The following is a 20,214-nucleotide window of genomic DNA, read 5'->3' on the forward strand; positions in this document are numbered from 1 at the left end:
TATCAGGTTTTGGTGACGTTCAGCAATGCATCACGCGGCGCCGCGGCGCCTTGGCTCGGACGGTTAACTAGAAAAAGCCCAGCAATTACAAGGAGGGCAGCAGCCCCGAACGCCAGGCTTAGGGTGTCGTGCATGATGAAATAGCTACCGACGACGCCAAACAAAGGGGTGATGAAGGTGAAAGCGGACAATTTGCTGGCGGAGTAAGCCTTCACCAGCGCGAACCAAAGCGTGAACGTGGTTCCAACCACCCAGATCGCCTGGAACGCCATCAGGCCGAGCGACAGCGGGCTGGGCGTGTGCGTGATGGATTCGCCAAACAGCCAGGCCGCCGCTCCCAGAATCGGGATCGAGGTGGCAACCTGGTAGCCCAGCGCCTTCTCCGGCGCGGCGAAGCGCAGCCGCGTGCCCTTGGCGACCAGCGTGGTCGCAGCCCACAGCGCGGCACCGCCGACGATCATGAGGTCGCCGAGCAGAACATGCGCATCGACATTGGGCTGCGGCACGCCGATAGCGAGCGCGACGCCCGCAAAGCTGATGGCCAATCCCAGCCATTGCGAGGCGCCAAGACGTTCGCCAAGCACTTGATAGGAGCCGAGCGCCACGAAGAACGGCGCCGTGTAGAGGAATACCACCGCGCGCGAAGCGGACGTGAAGCGCAGGCCCTGGAAGATCAGCACAAACTCGATGCCGAACATCAGCCCGGCGATCAGGCCGGGCTTCCAGGTGCCGTCACGTTCGAAGAAATTGACGCCACGCAGGGTGCCAATGATGAACAGCACCGGCAGCGCGCCCATCGAGCGGATGGTGGCCTGGAGCATCGGCGGAATGTCGGGCAGCACCAGCTTCACCGCGATCTGGTTGAACCCCCAGGTCAGGCACAGCATGAGCATCAGGGCGATGGCGCCGGCACTGAGGGGACGTGCGGCGGACGTTAGGGCTTGTGGCGAGGGCATGTCTTCCCGAAATCCGGCTTCGCGCCGTTGTTGCTCTAGTCAGTTTTCTGGCAATGCGTGCAGACGCCCGTGATCTCCACCACGGACAATTTGGGAGCGAAGCCTGAACTGCGCGCGGCGGCGTTGAGGTCCTTGGCGAAGGGCGCCGACGAGATCTCGCCGACCAGGCCACAGCGCTCGCAGATCAGGAACGCCACCGCCGAGGTCGTGTCGTGGTCGTGGGCAGCGCAGGCGAGGTAGGCGTTGCGGCTTTCGATGCGGTGCACAAGGCCGTTGGCCATCAGGAAGTCGAGGGCACGGTAGACCGTGATCGGCGCCGGCCGCGCCATCGACTTGGCGAGTTCGTCGATCACCTCATAGGCGCCGAGCGGCCGGTGGCTGGAGAGCAGCGCCCCCAGCACCTGACGGCGAATTGGCGTGAATTTCTGCGCACGCTGCTCGCACACCGCCTCGGCATGCGCCAGTGCATCCGCGGTGCAGCGGCGGTGATCGTGATCGGGCGCGGGAAATGCCGGCTTTGCGAGGGTCATGTGGCCGACTTCTAGCATTTCATCCGGGGAACCCAAAGCACCACCCTGGCAGCGGCTGCCAGCCATGCCGGCATTGCGGGACAGCCACCTGCTAATCAGCCATGAAAAAATCATAAGCTTGCTTATGATATTCGTTGCTTATTGGAGATGAAGCTCATGACCCGAGGGTCGGTCGACCAGAACTTCCTGTTCACGCTCGGTGAGCTCTACCGTCTGCTGCGCGTCTATGCGGACAAGGAGGCCTCGCGCTTCGGCATCACCCGCGCGCAATGGGCGGTGCTCGCCAAGGTCGAGCGCAGCGAGGGCATGAAGCAATCCGAGCTCGCCGATTTGCTCGAAATGCAGCCGATCACGCTGACGCGGCTGATCGACAAGCTCTGCGACAATGACTGGATCGAGCGCCGCAGCGATGCTTCGGACCGCCGCGTCAAGCGCCTCTATCTCAAGAAGGCCGGCCGCCAATTGCTTGGCCGGATGAGCGGGCTGAAGTCCGAGCTTACGGCCAACGCGCTCGACGGCATTACGCCGGCCGACGCCCATCGCCTTCTCACTCAGCTCGAAGCCATCAAGGAAAACGTGCGGACCGCAATCCAGACCAGCGGTGCGGAACAGGCGCGCAAGGAGCAGCGCTATGGCTGATCAAGTCCTCAAGTTCCAGACCGAACAGAAGACCGACAACGCCAAACCAGCCAAGAAGGCGGGCACCGATCCGCGCCGCCGCCTCGTCGCGGGCCTGCGGCGTTACCGCCGCTTCCTGCTCCTGGTGGTGCTACCAATCGTCGTCGCCACCGGCGGCCTCGCGTTTTATCTCAATGGTGGACGCTATGTCGGCACCGACGATGCCTATGTCGGCGCGCAGAAGGTGCTGGTGACGCCGGACATCTCCGGCAAGGTCCTGAAGGTCGTCGTGAAGGAAGGCCAGTCGGTCAAGCGGGGAGACGAACTGTTCGAGATCGACCCAGTTCCGTTCCGCCTGGCGGTGGAGGAGGCCAAGGCACAGCTGGCACAGGCGCGCACGACCTATGACAACCTGGTCGCCAACATCAAGATCTACGGCGACATGCTCAATCTGGCCCAGCAGGGCATCGATCTGAAGCAGCGCGACGTCGAGCGCAAGCAGGCGCTGGTGAAGAACAATTTCGGCTCGCAGCTCGATCTCGACAACGCATCGAATGCACTGGTCACCGCCGGGGCGCAGGCGCAATACATCAGGCAGCAGCTCTCCAACGCCAAAACACAACTGCTCGGCAACCCTGACCTGCCGCTCGAGCAATTCCCGGCCTACGCTCAGGCGAAAGCCAAGCTGGATGACGCGCAGCGCAACCTGGACCACACCGTCTTGCGCGCGCCGATGGATGGCGTGGCGACGCAGGTCGAGCAGATTCAGCTCGGGCGCTATGTGCCCGCCGGCACGCCGGTGTTCTCCATCATCGACGTCGCCCATCCCTGGGTCGACGCCAATCCGAAGGAGAGCGATCTCACTTACGTAACCGAGGGACAGCCGGTGACGCTCGTCGTGGACGCGTTCCCGAACCACGTCTTCAAGGGCAAGATCGGCTCGCTCTCGCCCGGCACCGGCGCGCAATTCGCGATCCTGCCGCCGCAGAACGCCACGGGCAATTTCGTCAAGGTGGTGCAGCGCGTGCCGATCCGCATCTATTTCGACGAGACCGACAGGCATGTGCGGAAGCTGAAGGCCGGCATGAGCGTCTACGCCACCATCGACACCGGCCACAAGCGCTCGCTGGCGGGCCTGTTCGGCCTGTCGGCGACCGCGGGCCAGGACGGCGACAAAGACTGAGCCAGAGACTGCGACAGGACCGATCCGATGTCCGACGCCAAAGCCAGCCTGATGGTCCCCGGCCTGCGCCGCAACATGGTGACGATCTGCGCCATGACCGCGACCATCATGCAGGCGCTCGACACGACCATCGCCAATGTCGCCCTCCCCTACATGCAGGGCACGCTGTCCGCCTCGCAGGACCAGATCAACTGGGTGCTGACCTCCTACATCGTCGCCGCCGCGATCATGACGGCGCCGGTCGGCTGGATCGCCAATCGCTTCGGCCGCAAGCGCATCTTCATCATCTGCTCGGCCGGCTTCACCATGGCGTCGGTGCTGTGCGGCCTCGCGCAGGACATCAACCAGATGGTGCTGTTCCGCCTGCTGCAGGGCGTGTTCGGCGCGGCGCTGGTGCCGCTGTCGCAATCGGTCATGCTCGACTATTACACGCTCCAGGAACGCGCCAAGGCGATGGCGATCTGGGGCATGGGCGTGATGATGGGTCCGATCATGGGACCGTCGCTGGGAGCCTGGCTCACCGAGACCTATTCCTGGCACTGGGTGTTCTTCGTCAACCTGCCGTTCGGCATCATCACCGTGCTCGGGCTGATCGTCTTCATGGACGAGACCAGGAAGGATTTCAGCCTCAAATTCGACTGGTTCGGCTTCGCCGCGCTGGCGGTCGCGATCGGCGCGCTACAGCTCGCGCTCGACCGAGGCGAGCAATTGGGCTGGCTGGACTCCAACGAGATCGTGGCGGAGTTCATCGTCTCGGCCGCCGCCTTCTATTTCTTCCTCGCGCACTCCTTCACGACCTCGACCCCGTTCATCCGCTTCGCGCTGTTCCGGGATCGCAATTTCGTCACCGGCTGCGTGTTCATGATCGTGATGGGGCTCGTGCTGTTCTCGACCATGGCGCTGGCCTCGCCCTATATGCAGAACGTGATCGGCTATCCCATCATCACCGCCGGCCTTCTGCTGGCGAGCCGGGGGCTCGGCACCTTCTTCGCCATGATGCTGGTCGGCCGCATGATGCGTTATTTCGAGGCGCGCACGCTGATCGTCGCCGGGCTGACGCTGACCGCGGGCTCGCTGTTTCAGATGACCGGCTGGACCGACCTGACCCAGGTGCCGGAGATCGTCACCGTCAGCGTCATCCAGGGCTTCGGCTTCGGCCTCGTCTTCGTGCCGCTCTCGACGGTGGCGTTCCTGACCCTGTCGAACGAACTCCGGACCGACGGCACCGCGATGTTGACCCTGATGCGCAACGTCGCAAGCTCGGTCGGCATTTCCATCGTGATCGCGCAACTGACGCAGGGCACGCGGTGGACCTACGCGATCCTGTCCGAGCACATCAACCCCTTCAACCACGCACTCCAGATGCCCGGCGTCAGCGGCCTGATCAATCTGTCCACCGACACCGGCCGCGCCATGGCCGACAAGATGGTCAACGTGCAGGCGCAGATCATCGCCTTCTCCCACGATTACCAGCTGGTGATGATCTTCGTCCTCTGCACCCTGCCGCTCGCCTTGCTGATCGGCTCGACCAAGGCCACCCTGCGCAAGCAGGCGGCGGGACCGGAGCACGCGGTGATCGAGTAGGCAGGCTTCGCGCGGCCTGGTGTCGCGGACACGGCGCAGCGCGTAGCGATGCGCCGCAGGACCGACACGCATTCTGCTGTTGAGTCCAGGCCCCGGCTCAGCAGGGCATCACACCGGACGATGCTTGGCATCGCCGGGAGTGCTGCGCAACGTCCGGGCACGATGGATCAGCCCAGCATCTCCTCGCAGCCTAGATCGTCCACTGCCGCAAACACCCTCTCCAGATTATTCCACCAGATCCCCGGCGGGATGTTGATGCTCCACTGCCAGACCGGCCGCGTGATCTGCCAAAGCACCGCCCAGCGATAATCGCGATCGAGCGCGCCGCGCGTATAGCCGGTGATGCCGCTCTCGATCAGCGTGTCATGGTAGAGACTGAGCAGCGGGCGTTCGAGCGCCTGCCGGCGCTCCGGATACCAATGCATCGCGATCATGTAAGCGAGGTCGTGGGTCGGAACGTTGATGCTCCAGAGATCGAAGTCGAAGATCCGCACGGTGTCGGCAACACCTGCGCGTGGCAGCAGGAAGTTCCAGACATGGGCATCGCCATGGGTGATGCTGAGATGACGGCGTGAGTGGTAGCGCTGGGACAGCCCGTCCGATCGATCGATGAGACGTCGGTAGAGGATGCGGCGTTCTTCGCTGAGGCGATCGCCGAGCAGGTCGGCGAAACGATCGTAGTGGCCGGCGAAGGCCTCCATGCGCTCCGCGCTGTCCCCGGCGCTCGCAAACGTGCCGACGGTGTCGCCGAGGTCGGGATGGTCCCACCATGCCGCATGCCAGCGTGCGAGCGTGGTGACGATCGCGACCGCCTGATCGCGCGACGGCGGCAGCGGCCATTGCCCCGCGGTCGCATGGCTGTCGGTGAGATCTTCGAGCAGGAGATGCCAGGCGAGGTTCTGCTCGTCGAAATGTCCGTCGAAGCAGCGCGGCACGAGCCCAGGCGGCATTCTTGGTGCGAGCCGGGTGTAGTAGTCCACCTCGCGCCGGCCGCCATCTGCGAGCGTCTGCGCGAACGCGGAATTGGGGATTTTCACGATCAGCGAATGCGGGGCGCCGGCGGATTCGCCGACATAGCGCAGGCCGAGACGGATGATGTGTGAGACGACGGTGTCGCGTTGATGCAGCACCTTCACCTCGCGCACGGCGCCTGCGTCCAGCACGCCGCCCCTGCGCAGGGCGGCCGTCAGTTGGGCGGGCTCAACGACCGCCGGCAATTGTGGAGATGTCATGAACCATGATGCCCCTGTCCCTCGCCATACTGCACAATCACGCTCCCGGGCACCAGCGGCCGAGTTGCCGCCGGGCTCAGGCCGCCGCGGTCGAGTCGCGCACGGTACTGACGACGACCGACCGCAGCTGTTCGAGATTGGCCGCCATCCCGGCGATCGCCTGCCTGACCTCCGCGGCGCGCTCGTTGACGGAGGCAGCATCGCGGCTGACATCGCCGATCTTGGCCGAGACCTCTTTGGCAGCGGACGCCGATTCGGAAATCGACCGCGTGATCTCCCGCGTCGCGGCGTCCTGCTCCTCCATCGCGGCGGCGACCGAGGTCGCGACACCGTCGATCTCGACGATGTGGCCTCCCATGGCCTCCACGGCGTCGACTGCGGCCTGCGTCGAGGTCTGGATCTCGGCAATCAGCCGCCCGATCTCCTCGGTGGATTTGGCGGTCTGGTCGGACAGGGATTTCACCTCGGCGGCAACCACCGCGAAACCGCGGCCCGCTTCGCCGGCGCGCGCCGCCTCGATCGTGGCGTTGAGCGCGAGGAGGTTGGTCTGGCCTGCGATGCCGCCGATCAGGTCGGAAACCTCCGCGATCCTCTTCACCGATCCCGCCAGCGCCTGAATGGTCGAGCGCGCCTGCTCGCGCCCGGCGACCGCCGATTTGGTGACGGTGCTGGTCCGTGCGACCTGGCTTGCGATCTCGCGGATCGAGGCGCTCAATTCCTCGGCCGCCGCCGAGACGGCTTGCGAGCTGCCGAGGGCCTGCGTCGAGGCCGCCGCGACCGCCTGCGACTGCGCCGAGAGCGATTTCGCAATCTCGGACAGGCTGGACGCGGCCCGCTCGACGCCTTGCGTCGCCGCGCCCGCAGTGTCGACCGAGCGGCCGGTCTCGCGCTCCACGGTTTCGGCCATCTGGTGCAGGGCGGCGCGCTTGGCAAGCGCCGCCTCCTGCTCCTGCCGCAACTGTTCCTGGCGCAGGCGGGAATTCTCGATAGCCGCCTGCTTGAACACCAGGAGCGCGCCCGCCATCGAGCCGACCTCGTCCTGGCGGCGCGCGAATGGAATGTCGGCGGCGAGATCGCCGGTCGCAAGCTTCTGCATCGTGTCGGTCATTCGCACGATCGGGCGCACGACACCGAGGGCAACGCCGAGCAGGCCAGCGGCAATGAAGCCGAGGACGGCTACGGAGACGCCAAGGAGGATATAGAGCATCGAGCTGTCGCGGTCCGCGGCCAGCTTCTCCATGGCGGCATTCCGCTTGTTGGCGCTCTCGACGATGCTGTCGATCACGGCGCGATGCGCAGTGTAGGCGTCCTTGAGCTGGGCATAGATGCGCTCGGACGCAGCCGCGTCCTTGGCCTTGAGCGCCGGCAGCAGCTGGTCGGATGCTTTCCAGAATTTCTGCACCTGCTCATCGGACTTCGACACCAGCGTGGTCTTGAGGTCCTCCGTGAGACTGGAGGAGACCCAGAACGCCTTGCGCTCGTCGTAATCCTTGCGGAGCTGGACCAGGCGCTCGCCATGCGCGGCCAGTTGATCCGGCTCACGCATCGCGAGGGTGGCCTCGAGGTAAGCCTCGATGATGTATTCCGGCGGCGGCAGGATGTCGGCGATGAGGTCGTTGCCGAGCTTGATGTCGGAATAGAGCGGGCCGCCGACCTTGAGTTCTTTCAAGGTGTAAAGGCTGGTGGAGACCACGGCCGCGAAACCGAGGGCCAGAACGATGCCGAATGCAATGATCGCAGAGGACAACGAGAGACGAAACTTCATGAAATATTCCAGGGCTCGCGCCGAAACCGCGAGGAGCCTAGATCAACATCGTAAATACGGGATTGCCCTTTCGAAAGGACGTCGACGAAAAGCTCCGCAAAACTACGGGCAGCAAAGCACTGAACGATCGCTGTTTGGTCAGCAAGGCTGACACACAGACGAGAGCACAGAGGGGATGCCTGCCACGCGCACTGCGCTGGAAGCGCGCGTGCCCGCCGACTCGCGTCAGCGGTACGCGACGAGTTACACGTCGAAGAACACCGTCTCGTTGTCGCCCTGGAGTCGCAGGTCGAGCCGGTAGACCGGCTTGCCAGCCTCGCGCATCGCAGTGAGCGTGGCCCGGCGGTCAGTCGGCACCAGCGCCAGCACGGGATCGGCAGCGTTGCCGGCCTCGTCGCTGAAATAGATGCGGGTGTAGAGATGCCTGAGCATGCCGCGGCCGAACACCGCAAGCAGAATATGCGGCGCCTGCGGCTTGCCGTCGGAATCCGGCACAGCGCCCGGCTTGATGGTCTCGAACGCGTAGTTGCCATCCTTGTCGGTGCCGCAGCGGGCAAAGCCGCGGAAGCTCGCATTCGGCAGCGCACGCTTGTCCTGGGGATCGGCGAAGCGACCCTGCGCATCCGGCTGCCAGATCTCCAGCATGCAATCCGGCACGGCGACGCCGTCGCCGTCGAACACACGGCCCTCGATGCGGATGCGGTCGCCTGAGACGTCCGGGGTCAGCGTTGAATTGGTGAACGCGTCGTTCCACGCGTATTCGCCGTTGGGCGTCAGGCCGTACTTGAAGAACGGACCGACCGTCTGCGATGGGGTGATCCCGTCGGGCTTCACAGACTCCTGCACTTAGTGATTCTCCATGGGGGTGGCGTTCTTGCCGCGCAGCACGATGTCAAAGCGGTAGCACAGCGCCCATTCGGGCTTGGTGTTCTCGAGATCGAACGAAGAGACCATCCGCGCCCGCGCCTTCTCATCCGGGACCGAATTGAAGATCGGGTCGAAGGGGAACAAGGGATCGTTCGGGAAATACATCTGCGTCACGAGCCGCGTGACGAAGGAATAGCCGAACACCGAGAGATGGATGTGTGCGGGCCGCCAGGCGTTGTGGTGATTGCCCCAGGGGTAGGCGCCGGGCTTGATGGTGACGAAGCGGTAGTAGCCGGAAGCATCGCTCACGGTACGGCCCGCCCCGGTGAAGTTCGGATCGAGCGGCGCCGGATGCTGGTCACGGACATGGACATAGCGGCCGCAGGAATTGGCCTGCCAGATCTCGACCAACGAGTGCGGCACGCCGCGGCCATCCTCGTCGCGGACATGGCCATGGACGATGATGCGCTCACCCAGCGGCTCGCCCGCGTGCTGGCGGGTGAGGTCGTTGTCGCCGTCGCGCACGGTCTCGTGGCCGTAGACCGGGCCGGTCAGCTCTGACAGCGTGTGGCGCATCGGGATCAGGGGCTTGTTCGGCGCGCGCTTGATCGAGCTCTTGTACTCGGGCGACAGCGGCAGCGGATGCGCCTTGTTGCTGTCTGTGGGGTAGATGAAGGTCATGGCGAACTCCTCCCCGGCCATTGTGATCCAGCCGGTCAGCGCTTTCGCCGATCATTATAGGATATAACTAATTGGGGGAAGCGGGTTTCGAGCGCGTCGGTTCCCTGCTTCAGTCATGGCCGGGCTTGTCCGGCCATATCCACGATGTTCCCGGGGCGCCGAGAACGTGCATGCCCGGGACAAGCCCGGGCATGACGTCAGATGGACGGGGCGGACGCTTCGCGCCCGGTCAGTTCAGCTTCTCGATCGCGACCGCGACGCCCTGGCCCACGCCGACGCACATGGTGGCGAGCGCCAGCTTGCCGCCACGCTTTTCCATGCCGTGAACCGCCGTGAGGGCGAGCCGCGCGCCGCTCATGCCGAGCGGATGGCCGAGCGCGATGGCGCCGCCATGCGGATTGACGAAATCGGCATCGTCCTTGACGCCGAGCTGGCGCAGGCAGGCGATACCCTGCGAGGCGAAGGCTTCGTTAAGCTCGATCAGGTCGAAATCGCTGATTTTCTTGCCGAGGCGCTCCATCAGCTTGCGGGTGGCCGGCACGGGGCCGATGCCCATGATGCGCGGCGGCACGCCGGCCGAGGCAAGGCCAAGAATGCGCGCGCGCGGCGTCAGGCCGTGCTTCTTCACCGCAGCTTCGGACGCGAGGATCATCGCGGCGGCGCCGTCATTGACGCCGGAGGCGTTGCCGGCGGTGACCGTGCCGGGATTGCGCACGATCGGCTTCAGCTTGGCGAGGCCTTCCAGCGTGGTCTCGGGACGCGGATGCTCATCCTTGTCGATGGTGATGGGGCCGGCCTTGCCGCCGGGGATCGTGATCGGCGTGATCTCCTCGGCGAAATAGCCGGCCGTGATCGCCGCACCCGCGCGCTGCTGCGAGCGGATGGCGAAGGCATCCTGGTCGGCGCGGGAAACCTGGAATTCCTCGGCGACGTTCTCCCCGGTCTCCGGCATCGCGTCGACGCCGTATTGCGCCTTCAGCAGCGGATTGATGAAGCGCCAGCCGATGGTGGTGTCGAAGATCTCAGCCGAACGCGAGAAAGCTTCCTGCGCCTTGCCCATCACGAAGGGAGCGCGGGTCATCGACTCGACGCCGCCCGCGATCGCGAGCTCGATCTCGCCGGAGCGGATCGCGCGCCCCGCAGCGCCGACGGCATCGAGGCCGGAGGCGCAGAGCCGGTTCAGGGTCTGGCCGGGAACTGAATCCGGCAGACCTGCGAGCAGGAGCGCCATGCGCGCGACGTTGCGGTTGTCCTCGCCGGCCTGGTTGGCGCAGCCGAAGAACACCTCGTCCACCTGCGCCCAGTCGAGGTTGGGGTGCTTGGCCATCAGCGCCTTGATCGGGGCTGCGGCGAGATCGTCGGCCCGCACCTTGGCGAGCGAGCCGCCGAAGCGGCCGATCGGGGTCCGGACGGCATCGCAGATAAAGACGTCACGCATCGTTGTTCTCCCTGAATGCCGCGGTTCGGCCAAATTCTTCAATGTCGGCGGAGTTTTAGGAGGGTGCCCGCGGCAGGTCAATTGACTGATGCCCGCATGTTCCGGGGGACGCGCACACAGGCCGCGCATACCGCGATGCGGACAACGTGGAAAACCTCCCCTTGCCGGCCAAAGCGATAGGAGCAGGTGGCGAAATTTTGTAGGTTGCGCCGCTCATGACGATACAGCAGCCCATCTCCGCCCAAGAGGCCGAATCCGCGCCCGCGCCGCAGGCCGAAGCAGCCGCGCGCGTCACGCCGATGATGGAACAGTACCTGGAGATCAAGGCGGCGCATCAGGGCCTCCTCTTGTTTTACCGGATGGGCGACTTCTACGAGCTGTTCTTCGAGGACGCCGAGATCGCCTCGAAGACGCTCGGCATCGTATTGACCAAGCGCGGCAAGCATCAGGGCGCCGACATTCCGATGTGCGGCGTGCCGGTCGAGCGCTCCGAGGATTATCTGCACCGCCTGATCTCGGCCGGTCACCGCGTCGCCGTCTGCGAGCAGACCGAGGATCCGGCCGCGGCGAAAGCGCGCGGCAACAAGAGCGTCGTGCGCCGCGGCGTGGTGCGGCTGGTCACGCCGGGCACGCTGACCGAGGACACGCTGCTCGACGCGCGCGCCAACAATTATCTGCTGGCGATCGCGCGCGCCCGTTCCTCGGCCGGCGGCGACCGCTTTGGCCTCGCCTGGATCGACATATCGACCGCCGAATTCATGGTCACCGAATGCTCCAGCGGCGAGCTTGCGGCGACGCTGGCGCGCATCAACCCGAACGAGGCGATCGTCACCGACGCGCTCTACAACGACAACGAGATCGGCCAGACGTTGCGCGAGCTGCCGGCGGTGACGCCGTTGACCCGCGACGTCTTCGACGGTGCGACGGCTGAGAAGCGGCTGTGCGACTACTTCGCCGTCGCAACCATGGACGGGCTCTCCCAGCTCACGCGCCTGGAAGCCACCGCCGCGGCCGCCGCCGTCACCTACGTCGATCGTACCCAGGTCGGCAAGCATCCGCCGCTGTCGCCGCCCGCGCGCGAAGCCTCGGGCGCGACCATGGCGATCGACCCGGCCACCCGCGCCAATCTCGAGCTGACGCGGACCCTCGCCGGCGAGCGCCGTGGTTCGCTGCTCGACGCGATCGACTGCACGGTGACCTCGGCCGGCTCGCGCCTGCTGGCCCAGCGCCTGGCGGCCCCGCTGACGGATGCGCCGGCGATCGCGCGGAGGCTCGACGCGGTCAGGGCCTTCGTGGCCGATTCCGCCGCGCGCGAGGACATTCGCAGCATCCTGCGCGGCGCACCCGACATTTCGCGCGCGCTGGCCCGGCTCTCGGTCGGCCGCGGCGGACCACGCGACCTCGCCGGCATTCGCGACGGCATCATCGCTGCGGACCAGGTCCTGGCCCGGCTCTCCGAACTGGATCGACCGCCGCAGGAGATCGCAGCGGTGATGGCGGCGCTGCAGAGGCCGTCGCGCGCTCTCGCATCCGAATTCGCCGGCGCACTCGACGAGCAGCTGCCGCTGATCAAGCGCGACGGCGGCTTCGTGCGCCAGGGCTACGAACCGGCACTGGATGAGGCGCGCAACCTGCGCGACGCCTCGCGCCTGGTGGTGGCCTCGATGCAGGCGCGCTACGCCGACGACACCGGCGTGAAGGGCCTCAAGATCCGCCACAACAACGTGCTCGGCTATTTCGTCGAGGTCACCGCCCAGCATGGCGACAAGCTGATGTCGGCGCCGCTGAACGCCACCTTCATCCACCGCCAGACCCTGGCGGGACAGGTGCGCTTCACCACCTCCGAGCTCGGCGAGATCGAGGCCAAGATCGCCAATGCCGGCGACCGCGCGCTCGGGCTCGAGCTCGAGATCTTCGAGCGGCTCTGCGGCAGGGCGCTCGCGATCAGCGACGATCTGCGCGCGGCGGCACAAGGGTTTGCGCTGCTCGACGTCGCGACCTCGCTGGCCAAGCTGGCAGTCGACGAGAACTATGTGCGGCCCGAGGTCGATGGCTCGCTCAGCTTCGCCATCGAAGCCGGCCGTCATCCGGTGGTGGAGCAGGCCCTGAAGCGCAACGGCGAGCCGTTCATTGCCAATGCCTGCGATCTGTCGCCTGCGCCAGCGCAGAAGTCCGGTCAGCTCTGGCTGCTGACCGGTCCGAACATGGCGGGTAAGTCGACCTTCCTGCGCCAGAATGCGCTGATTGCCTTGATGGCTCAGATCGGCAGCTTCGTGCCGGCCACCCGCGCGCGGATCGGCATCGTCGATCGCCTGTTCTCGCGCGTCGGCGCCGCCGACGATCTCGCCCGCGGCCGTTCGACCTTCATGGTGGAGATGGTCGAGACCGCGGCCATCCTCAACCAGGCCGGCGAGCGCTCGCTCGTGATCCTCGACGAGATCGGCCGCGGCACCGCTACCTTCGACGGCCTTTCGATCGCGTGGGCCGCAATCGAGCATCTGCACGAGAGCAATCGCTGCCGCACATTGTTCGCCACGCATTATCACGAGCTAACCGCGCTGGCGGCCAAGCTGCCGCGGATGTTCAACGCCACCGTGCGCGTCAAGGAATGGCAGGGGAACGTCGTGTTCCTGCACGAGGTGCTGCCGGGCTCGGCCGACCGCTCCTACGGCATCCAGGTCGCCAAGCTCGCCGGCCTGCCGCCGGCGGTGATCACGCGTGCCAAATCGGTGCTGTCCAAGCTGGAGGCACAGGATCGCGGCCAGACCGCGCGCGCGCTGGTGGACGACCTGCCGCTGTTCGCAGTCCCCTCGCGCGCCGCCGCGGAGGCCGCGCCGCCGAGCGAAGCCGAGCAGCTCATGGAGGCGGTGAAGGCGCTTCACCCCGACGAGATGTCGCCGCGCGAGGCGCTCGATGCGCTCTATGCCCTGAAGGCCAAGCTGCCGAAGCCGTAATCGTGCTGAAGCCCGGATGAGGGCAACGACATCCGGGAGGTTTGTTCCCGCATGTCGCTTCGCTCATGCGGGCTACCTATGCAAGGTCAAGCCCGCGCCGCCATCGCCGCGGCTTCCGCGGCGGCGCGCTGCATGCTGGTCGACATCTCGTTCGTCACAGTGCTCTGTTCCTCGATCGCCGCGGCCGTCGACGTCACGTACTCGCTGACATTGTTGATCGCCTGCTTGATCGAACCAAGCGCGCTGACGACATCGCCGGAAATGCTGTTGAGGCTGCCGATCTCCTCGCCGATCTTGTCGGTGGCCTGCTTGGCCTGGTTGGCGAGGCTCTTCACCTCGGATGCGACCACGGCAAAGCCGCGGCCTGCTTCGCCGGCGCGCGCGGACTCGATCGTGGCGTTGAGCGCGAGCAGGTTGATCTGCCCCGTGATGTTGTTGATCATCTCGACGATGCCGCTCATCGCCTGCGGTTTCGCGCGATTTGGTCATCGCCTCGGAAATCTCCCGTACCGACGCATTGAGCTCCTCGGAGCCGGCAGCAACCGATTCCATCATGCCGCGGACGCGTTCGTTGCCCATGCGGACAAGGACCTGTTTGGTCACGTCGGTGGCGTATTTCACCACCTTGAACGGCTTGCCGTTGAGATCGAGGATCGGATTGTAGGAGGCCTGGATGTAGACCTCCTTGCCGCCCTTGCCGATGCGCTTGTATTCGGCCGCCTGGTACTCGCCGCGATTGAGTGCGGCCCAGAACTCGCGATAGCGGGAACCGTCGCGCTCTGAGGCCTCGACGAACATGCTGTGATGCTTGCCCTTGATCTCGGCCAGCGAATAGCCGAGCGCGCCGAGGAAATTGGCGTTGGCGGTGATGATCGTGCCGTCCATGTTGAATTCGATGACGGCCTGGGCCTTGTCGATGGCCGCGATCTGACCGGCGAGATCGGCGTTCTTCAGCTTCTGCGCGGAGACATCGGTCGCGAACTTCACGACCTTGAAGGGCTTGCCCTTCTCGTCGAAGACCGGATTGTATGAGGCCTGGATCCAGACTTCCCTGCCGCCCTTGCCGATACGCTTGTATTCGGCAGCCTGGTATTCACCGCGGTTGAGCGCGGCCCAGAACTCGCGGTAGGCGGCACCGTCGCGCTCCCTGGGCTCGACGAACATGCTGTGGTGCTTGCCCTTGATCTCGTCGAGCGAATAGCCGAGCGCGCCGAGGAAGTTGGCGTTGGCGGTGATGATCGTGCCGTCCATGTTGAACTCGATGACCGCCTGCGAACGGCTCGCAGCTGCCACCTGCGCGCCAAAGTCGAGGTTCCGGAGGCGGATCGAGGCATCGGACCATTCCACCACGATTCCGGCGCGGCTGCCGTCGTCGTTCTTCACGGGCGTTGCGACGAGATCGAACTTCCGTTCACCGATCTGGATCATCGCACGATGCGCCGTGCTGAGGCTCGCGAGCATCCGGCGCTGATGTTGGGGGTTCTTGTGGAACACGTCGATGTTGGTGCCGACGAGCGTGTTCACATTGAAATGCGGCAGCTCCTTCTTGAGATCTGTCTCCGCCTCGCGGAGCAAATCCGTGACGGCATTGTTCATGTAGACGATGTTGAGGTCGTTATCCGCGACCATCACATTGGCACTCACCACCTTGGTCGCCATCAACGTCAATGCGTCGGAATTCGACTTGCGCTTGAACATAGTATCTCCGTATCAACCCGGTTGTGCAAAGGCGCTCCGTAGACTTACGGACCGCAAACGGACGTACTGAACGCTGGACGGGAATTGCCAAGGTCAATGTAAGCAACAAGTTCGAATAAACTTCTAACATCCTCATCGGATATCAGCTGCGCGGGCCTCGCCGAGTGAGTCGGTCGCACGCAACGATCAGCGACTCCTCGCCCACAGCGTCAAATTCCAGATGACGCAGGTCGCGAGCGCGAGGCACAACCCGACGGCGGAGCCGAACCATACGACTGCAACGTGCAGCACAGCGATGGCCATGCCGAATCCGAGCAGGCCCCAGGCGGAGTTGGCAAGCACGGCGGCGGTCGGCCGTCCGCCGATGCGCGGATGCAGGATCACCATGATACTGGAGAACACCACTGGATACAGTGCGATGATGCCGCTGATGCGGGGACCAACCCAGCTCGATGTCGAGACCACGATGGCAACGAGAGTTGCGACCAGCGCAGCGCGCATCGGCACATCGTACCAACGGCGCGTCACCAGCGGCATCTTCACATGACGATAGCCCGCGAGCAGCGGTATGCAGACGCCGAACGCGATCAGATTGGCCGCAAGCCCCGCGGCGAGGGACCAGTCGAATTGGCGGATGATCGATGCAAGCACGATCCAGACCGCGACTGCGCATCCACAACTGACGAGAAGGCCATGTCGCTGCGCCAGCACGACATAGGTGAGTGCGAGAACGATCGTCGCGGCATTGACCGGCAGGCTCGCCAGCGCACTCTGCGCGATGAAGGCCGCGTCGTGATCGAGCGCGAGGAAAACGTAGGAGGGACCGGCCGAAACCGGCAGGGTCGCGACCAGCGCGCCGATCACAGGACCGAAGCGCTCGGCGACGACCGACGCCGTCACCACGAAAGCCGCCGCAACCGCCATGCGCAGGAGAAGAAAGAGAAGGAAGTGGAGGTCGAGGGACATTCTGTCTGTCATTCCGGGACGCTCGAAGCGCGCGCCCGGAATCCATGACCACAGGCCGCCGTGGTTCGAGAGCTGGGAGCAACGACCGTCCCGAAATCGCGACGGCCTGCGCTCATGGCGTCCCGGGCTCGCGCCAAGAGGCATGCCCCCGGGACGACACCAATTGCTGGGATGATGACTTGCGCCCTTACATCCGCTGCATCGACACTGACACCTTCGGGCCGTTCTTGATGGTCTGATAGACCACGCAATAGCGCTCGGTGAGCTTGAGCAGGAGATCGAGCTTGTCCTGCGGCGCGTCGGTGTCGACCTCGAAGCGCAAACGGATCTCGGCAAAGCCGACCGGCGCTTCCTTGTCGATGCCGAGCGTGCCGCGGAAGTCGAGATCGCCCTCGGCATAGACGTTGCCAGTCTTGAGCGGCACCTCGATCGCCGTCGCAACCGATTTCAACGTGACGCCAGCACAGGCAACCAGGGCTTCAAGCAGCATGTCGCCGGAGCAGAGCTCGAGGCCGGAGCCGCCGGTGCCCGGATGCAGGCCGGCCATCGCGATGGCGCGCCCTGTCTCGATCTTGCAGGCGATGCCTTCGCTGGCGGTGGAGCCCTTGGCCTTCAGCGTGATCAACGCAGCCTTGGGATCGGTCTTGTAGCGCTCCTTGATTGGGGCTTGCATCTGGCGCAGTTGCACAGCGTCCATCTTGTTCTCTCCCGGGACATGATACCTCCGATGTACCGGCTCGCAGCAAGATTGTCACCACCACATGGCCCGCCCGGGACCCTCTGTTGCGTCGCGGTCGGGCACGCTGCGGTCGAGCGATCGGTCGAGTGAGGTCAGCACGCTGCGCTTGAAATTCTCGAACAGGGGCGAGTTGCGGTCGCGGGGCCGGCCGAGATTGATCCCGATCTGGTCGAACAGCCTGCCCGGTCGCGGTCGCATTACCAGCACGCGGTCGGCCAGCACCACGGCCTCGTCGACGTCGTGAGTGACGAGGATCAAGGTCGGCCGCGTGTCGGCCCAGAGGTCGAGCAGATGATCCTGGAGATCCCTGCGGGTGAAAGCGTCGAGCGCGGAGAACGGCTCGTCGAGCAGCAGCACCTCCGGCTGCGGCACCAGCGCCCGCGCAATCGCAACCCGCTGCGCCTGCCCGCCGGAGAGCTCGCGCGGCCAGGCCTGCGCCTTGTCGGCGAGCCCGACGCGCTCGAGCGCGCGCGCCACCTTCTCGCGACGCTGGATCGCGGGCAAATCGGCGAGCCCAAAGCCGATGTTGTCGGCGACGCTGAGCCACGGCAGCAGCCGAGGCTCCTGGAAGATGATGCCTATCTTGGCGTGCGGCGAGGTGATGACCTCATCGTCGAGCGTCACCGAGCCTGAGCTGGCACGGTCGAGGCCGGCGATGGCGCGCAACAATGTGGATTTGCCGCAGCCGGAGCCGCCGATGATGGCGATAATCTCGCCTTGCCTGATTTCGGCCGAGAAGCGCGCCAGCGCCTCGACGCCGTTGGGATAGGTCTTGCTGACCCGGTCGAGCGCCAGCATTGCCTCAAGCTCCCGCCGCGCGCGAGAAGGCGTCCTGCCAGCGCAGGAAGGGCGCGGACCCGATCTCGATCAGCCAGTCCGTGAGCTTGCCGAGGACGGCGAAGATCACGATGGCGGCGAGGATCTGCGATGGTTTGCCGAGCTGCTGGCCATCGAGCAGGAGATAGCCGAGGCCTTCGGCGGCGCCGATCAGCTCGGCCGCGACCACGAACATCCAGCCGAGCCCAAGTCCGACGCGCAAGGACACGACATAGGCGGGCAGCACCGCAGGCAACAGGATGCGGCGGATCATGGCGAACCCGGACAGGCGAAAGGTGCGACCGACCTCGACGATCTTGCGATCGACCGACAGGATCGCGCCCATCACGCCCAGGTAGACCGGAAAGAACACACCGACCGCGATCAGTGCGTTCTTCGAGGTCTCCAAGATACCGAGCCAGAGAATGAACAGCGGCACCCAGGCGAGCGAGGGAATCGCACGCAGTGCCTGCACGGTCGGATCGAGCAGCCGGCGCGCCAGCGACCAATAGCCGGAGATGGCGCCGAGCAGCGTGCCCGCAACCACGCCGAACAGGAAGCCGAGGCCGACGCGCCAGAGCGTCGCCGTGATGTGGCGGACCAGCTCCCCGGAGTGGGCGAGCTCGGCGATTTCGACCAGGACGCGCGAGGGCGGCGGCACCAGCCGGCCGTTGGACCAGCCAAACCAGACCACGAGCTCCCAGCCAAGCGCCAGCGAGGCCGGCAGCAGCACACCCAGCATGGGCCGCCCAAAGCGCGACAGCGCCGATGTTGCGGCGGCACGCTCGGCTGTATCAGAGGATTGTCGAAGAACTGGCGCGTCGGAGATCATGGCCATTAGCAAGCGTGTCTGGTGAAGGAATGCAAGGGCGCGCGACATTCTCCGCCGTCGCCCCGGACAAGCGAAGCGCAGATCGAGGCCCATAACCCCAGGACGATGTGGTTACGGGGACCCGGAGTGACGTCTTCCGCGCCAAACGAGTCCCCTTGATTACGGGTCCCGGGTCTGCGCTCACGCTTGCCCGGGACGACAGCGGAGACTGCTGCGCTTGTCCGCCTCTTCTCTGCCGACCTCAATTCGTCGGCAGCGGGACCTGGTCGTCGATCAGGGCGTCCAGCGTCGCCTTGACGTCGACCTTGGGATCGACGACGCCGGCTTGCTGGAGTGCGAGACCGGCGGCGAGGATCGACTCGCGCTGGGGGGCGCCAATGCGGCTGTGGGTGAGCTCGGTGCGGTCCTTCAACTGCTTGTCGACGACCGCCTCGGGGAGTTTCGTGACGGCGATGAAGGTCCTCTTCAGCTCGTCGTAGTTCGCCAGCGAGTACTTCCGCGCTTCCTCGTAAATCGAGAGGACGCGGCGGACGGCCTCGGGATAATCCTTCAAGAACTGCTCGCGCACATTGAGGATGCCCCAGGTGTTGGCGTCGGCCTTGCGGTGGAACAGCCTTGCGCCCTCCTCGACCTCCGCTTGCGCCATCACGGGATCGAGACCGGCCCAGGCGTCGACGTCGCCGCGGATCAGCGCGGTCTTGCCATCGGCATGCTGAAGGAGCACGGGCGTGATGTCTTTCTCCGTCAGGCCGGCGCCGAGCAGCGCACGCACCAGAAAGATGTGCGGATCGGTGCCGCGCGTCACCGCGACGCGCTTGCCCTTGAGATCGGCAACAGCAGCGATCCTGGAGTCCTTGCCTGTCACCAGCGCGGTCCATTCGGGGCGTGAATAGACATAGATCGACTTGATCGGATTGCCGTTGATGCGGGCGACAAGCGCCGCCGAGCCCGCGGTCGAGCCGAAATCGATCGAGCCGGCGTTGAGGAATTCGAGCGCCTTGTTGGATCCGGCCGACTGAACCCAGGTGACCTTGATGCCGTCCTTGGCGAACTCTTTCTCCAGAAGACCCTTTTGCTTCAGGACCATCGATACCGGATTGTAGGTCGCCCAATCGATGCGGATCTCCTTGAGCGGATCCGCCGCCCGTGCCGCGGGGGTCACGGCGAGCGCCACCGCGCCTGCCAACAGAATGCGTCGTGTAATCCTGGTCACGCTCAGCCTCCTCCAAAACTTCATTGTTTTTCAATGAGTTACATCTAGAGGTCAATGAGAAATCTGTCCCTCCAAAGTACCCGAGCTGAGGACAGATTTGCCCGAAGCCGCGCGTTTCCAGCATGGAACGACTATTGCCAGA

General features: G+C 65.1%; 16 protein-coding genes and 1 pseudogene. 4 read left to right on the forward strand and 13 right to left on the reverse strand.

The window, feature by feature from the left end; all coding sequences use genetic code 11:
* Positions 1-2: 2 nt before the first annotated feature.
* On the reverse strand, positions 3-956 hold the full coding sequence (locus ASG57_RS26080; protein ID WP_024336948.1) for a DMT family transporter: 954 nt from the start codon (positions 954-956) through the stop codon (positions 3-5).
* A 35-nt stretch (positions 957-991) separates the two neighbouring features.
* Positions 992-1,486: a Fur family transcriptional regulator gene (locus ASG57_RS26085; RefSeq protein WP_024336947.1), complete on the reverse strand. Its 495-nt coding sequence runs from the start codon at positions 1,484-1,486 to the stop codon at positions 992-994.
* A gap of 156 nt (positions 1,487-1,642) precedes the next feature.
* Between ASG57_RS26085 and ASG57_RS26090 the strand changes: the two genes are divergently transcribed.
* From ASG57_RS26090 to ASG57_RS26100, 3 genes are read left to right on the forward strand one after another with little or no spacing between them, the layout of a single operon-like run.
* Complete coding sequence (locus ASG57_RS26090; protein WP_024336946.1) at positions 1,643-2,125, forward strand: MarR family winged helix-turn-helix transcriptional regulator; 483 nt, start codon at positions 1,643-1,645, stop codon at positions 2,123-2,125.
* Positions 2,118-3,287 (forward strand): HlyD family secretion protein, encoded by a 1,170-nt coding sequence (locus ASG57_RS26095; protein WP_024336945.1) that lies wholly within the window; start codon positions 2,118-2,120, stop codon positions 3,285-3,287. Before ASG57_RS26090 ends, ASG57_RS26095 begins: the two co-directional genes overlap by 8 nt.
* 27 nt (positions 3,288-3,314) lie before the next feature.
* The gene (locus ASG57_RS26100; protein ID WP_057198120.1) at positions 3,315-4,871 is read left to right on the forward strand and encodes an MDR family MFS transporter; all 1,557 of its coding nucleotides are present in this window, start codon (positions 3,315-3,317) and stop codon (positions 4,869-4,871) included.
* Between the two features lie 167 nt (positions 4,872-5,038).
* Here the strand turns inward: ASG57_RS26100 and ASG57_RS26105 are convergent, their stop codons facing one another.
* The 5 genes from ASG57_RS26105 to pcaF all read right to left on the reverse strand — a co-directional run bounded on the left by ASG57_RS26105 (position 5,039) and on the right by pcaF (position 10,854).
* Positions 5,039-6,103: a phosphotransferase gene (locus tag ASG57_RS26105; protein ID WP_028145798.1), complete on the reverse strand. Its 1,065-nt coding sequence runs from the start codon at positions 6,101-6,103 to the stop codon at positions 5,039-5,041.
* A gap of 76 nt (positions 6,104-6,179) precedes the next feature.
* The gene (locus ASG57_RS26110; protein WP_024336943.1) at positions 6,180-7,868 is read right to left on the reverse strand and encodes a methyl-accepting chemotaxis protein; all 1,689 of its coding nucleotides are present in this window, start codon (positions 7,866-7,868) and stop codon (positions 6,180-6,182) included.
* A 243-nt stretch (positions 7,869-8,111) separates the two neighbouring features.
* Entirely contained in the window at positions 8,112-8,714 is a 603-nt protein-coding gene (gene pcaG / locus ASG57_RS26115) for a protocatechuate 3,4-dioxygenase subunit alpha (protein ID WP_156402821.1), read from the reverse strand.
* Positions 8,715-9,416, reverse strand: a complete 702-nt coding sequence (gene pcaH / locus ASG57_RS26120; protein ID WP_057198237.1) for a protocatechuate 3,4-dioxygenase subunit beta — start codon at positions 9,414-9,416, stop codon at positions 8,715-8,717. It abuts the gene before it with no gap.
* A 229-nt stretch (positions 9,417-9,645) separates the two neighbouring features.
* Positions 9,646-10,854: a 3-oxoadipyl-CoA thiolase gene (gene pcaF / locus ASG57_RS26125; protein ID WP_057198122.1), complete on the reverse strand. Its 1,209-nt coding sequence runs from the start codon at positions 10,852-10,854 to the stop codon at positions 9,646-9,648.
* Positions 10,855-11,069: 215 nt separating this feature from the next.
* On the opposite strand from pcaF, the gene mutS reads away from it, so the two are divergent.
* Positions 11,070-13,808: a DNA mismatch repair protein MutS gene (gene mutS / locus ASG57_RS26130; RefSeq protein ID WP_057198124.1), complete on the forward strand. Its 2,739-nt coding sequence runs from the start codon at positions 11,070-11,072 to the stop codon at positions 13,806-13,808.
* Between the two features lie 86 nt (positions 13,809-13,894).
* Here mutS and ASG57_RS26135 read toward each other — a convergent pair.
* From ASG57_RS26135 to ASG57_RS26160, 6 genes and pseudogenes are all read right to left on the reverse strand, one after another.
* Positions 13,895-15,506: pseudogene (locus tag ASG57_RS26135) on the reverse strand (methyl-accepting chemotaxis protein).
* Positions 15,507-15,692: 186 nt separating this feature from the next.
* On the reverse strand, positions 15,693-16,472 hold the full coding sequence (locus ASG57_RS26140; protein ID WP_057198126.1) for a hypothetical protein: 780 nt from the start codon (positions 16,470-16,472) through the stop codon (positions 15,693-15,695).
* A gap of 187 nt (positions 16,473-16,659) precedes the next feature.
* Positions 16,660-17,169: an OsmC family protein gene (locus ASG57_RS26145; protein ID WP_024336937.1), complete on the reverse strand. Its 510-nt coding sequence runs from the start codon at positions 17,167-17,169 to the stop codon at positions 16,660-16,662.
* Positions 17,170-17,223: 54 nt separating this feature from the next.
* Positions 17,224-18,009, reverse strand: coding sequence for an ABC transporter ATP-binding protein (locus ASG57_RS26150; protein WP_024336936.1), 786 nt, complete (start codon positions 18,007-18,009; stop codon positions 17,224-17,226).
* A gap of 4 nt (positions 18,010-18,013) precedes the next feature.
* Complete coding sequence (locus tag ASG57_RS26155; RefSeq protein WP_024336935.1) at positions 18,014-18,859, reverse strand: ABC transporter permease; 846 nt, start codon at positions 18,857-18,859, stop codon at positions 18,014-18,016.
* A 241-nt stretch (positions 18,860-19,100) separates the two neighbouring features.
* A complete protein-coding gene (locus ASG57_RS26160; protein WP_057198239.1) occupies positions 19,101-20,072 on the reverse strand; it encodes an aliphatic sulfonate ABC transporter substrate-binding protein in 972 nt (323 codons plus the stop codon).
* Positions 20,073-20,214: the final 142 nt, after the last annotated feature.

Source organism: Bradyrhizobium sp. Leaf396 (assembly GCF_001424605.1).
Taxonomy (GTDB): Bacteria; Pseudomonadota; Alphaproteobacteria; order Rhizobiales; family Xanthobacteraceae; genus Bradyrhizobium; species Bradyrhizobium japonicum_C.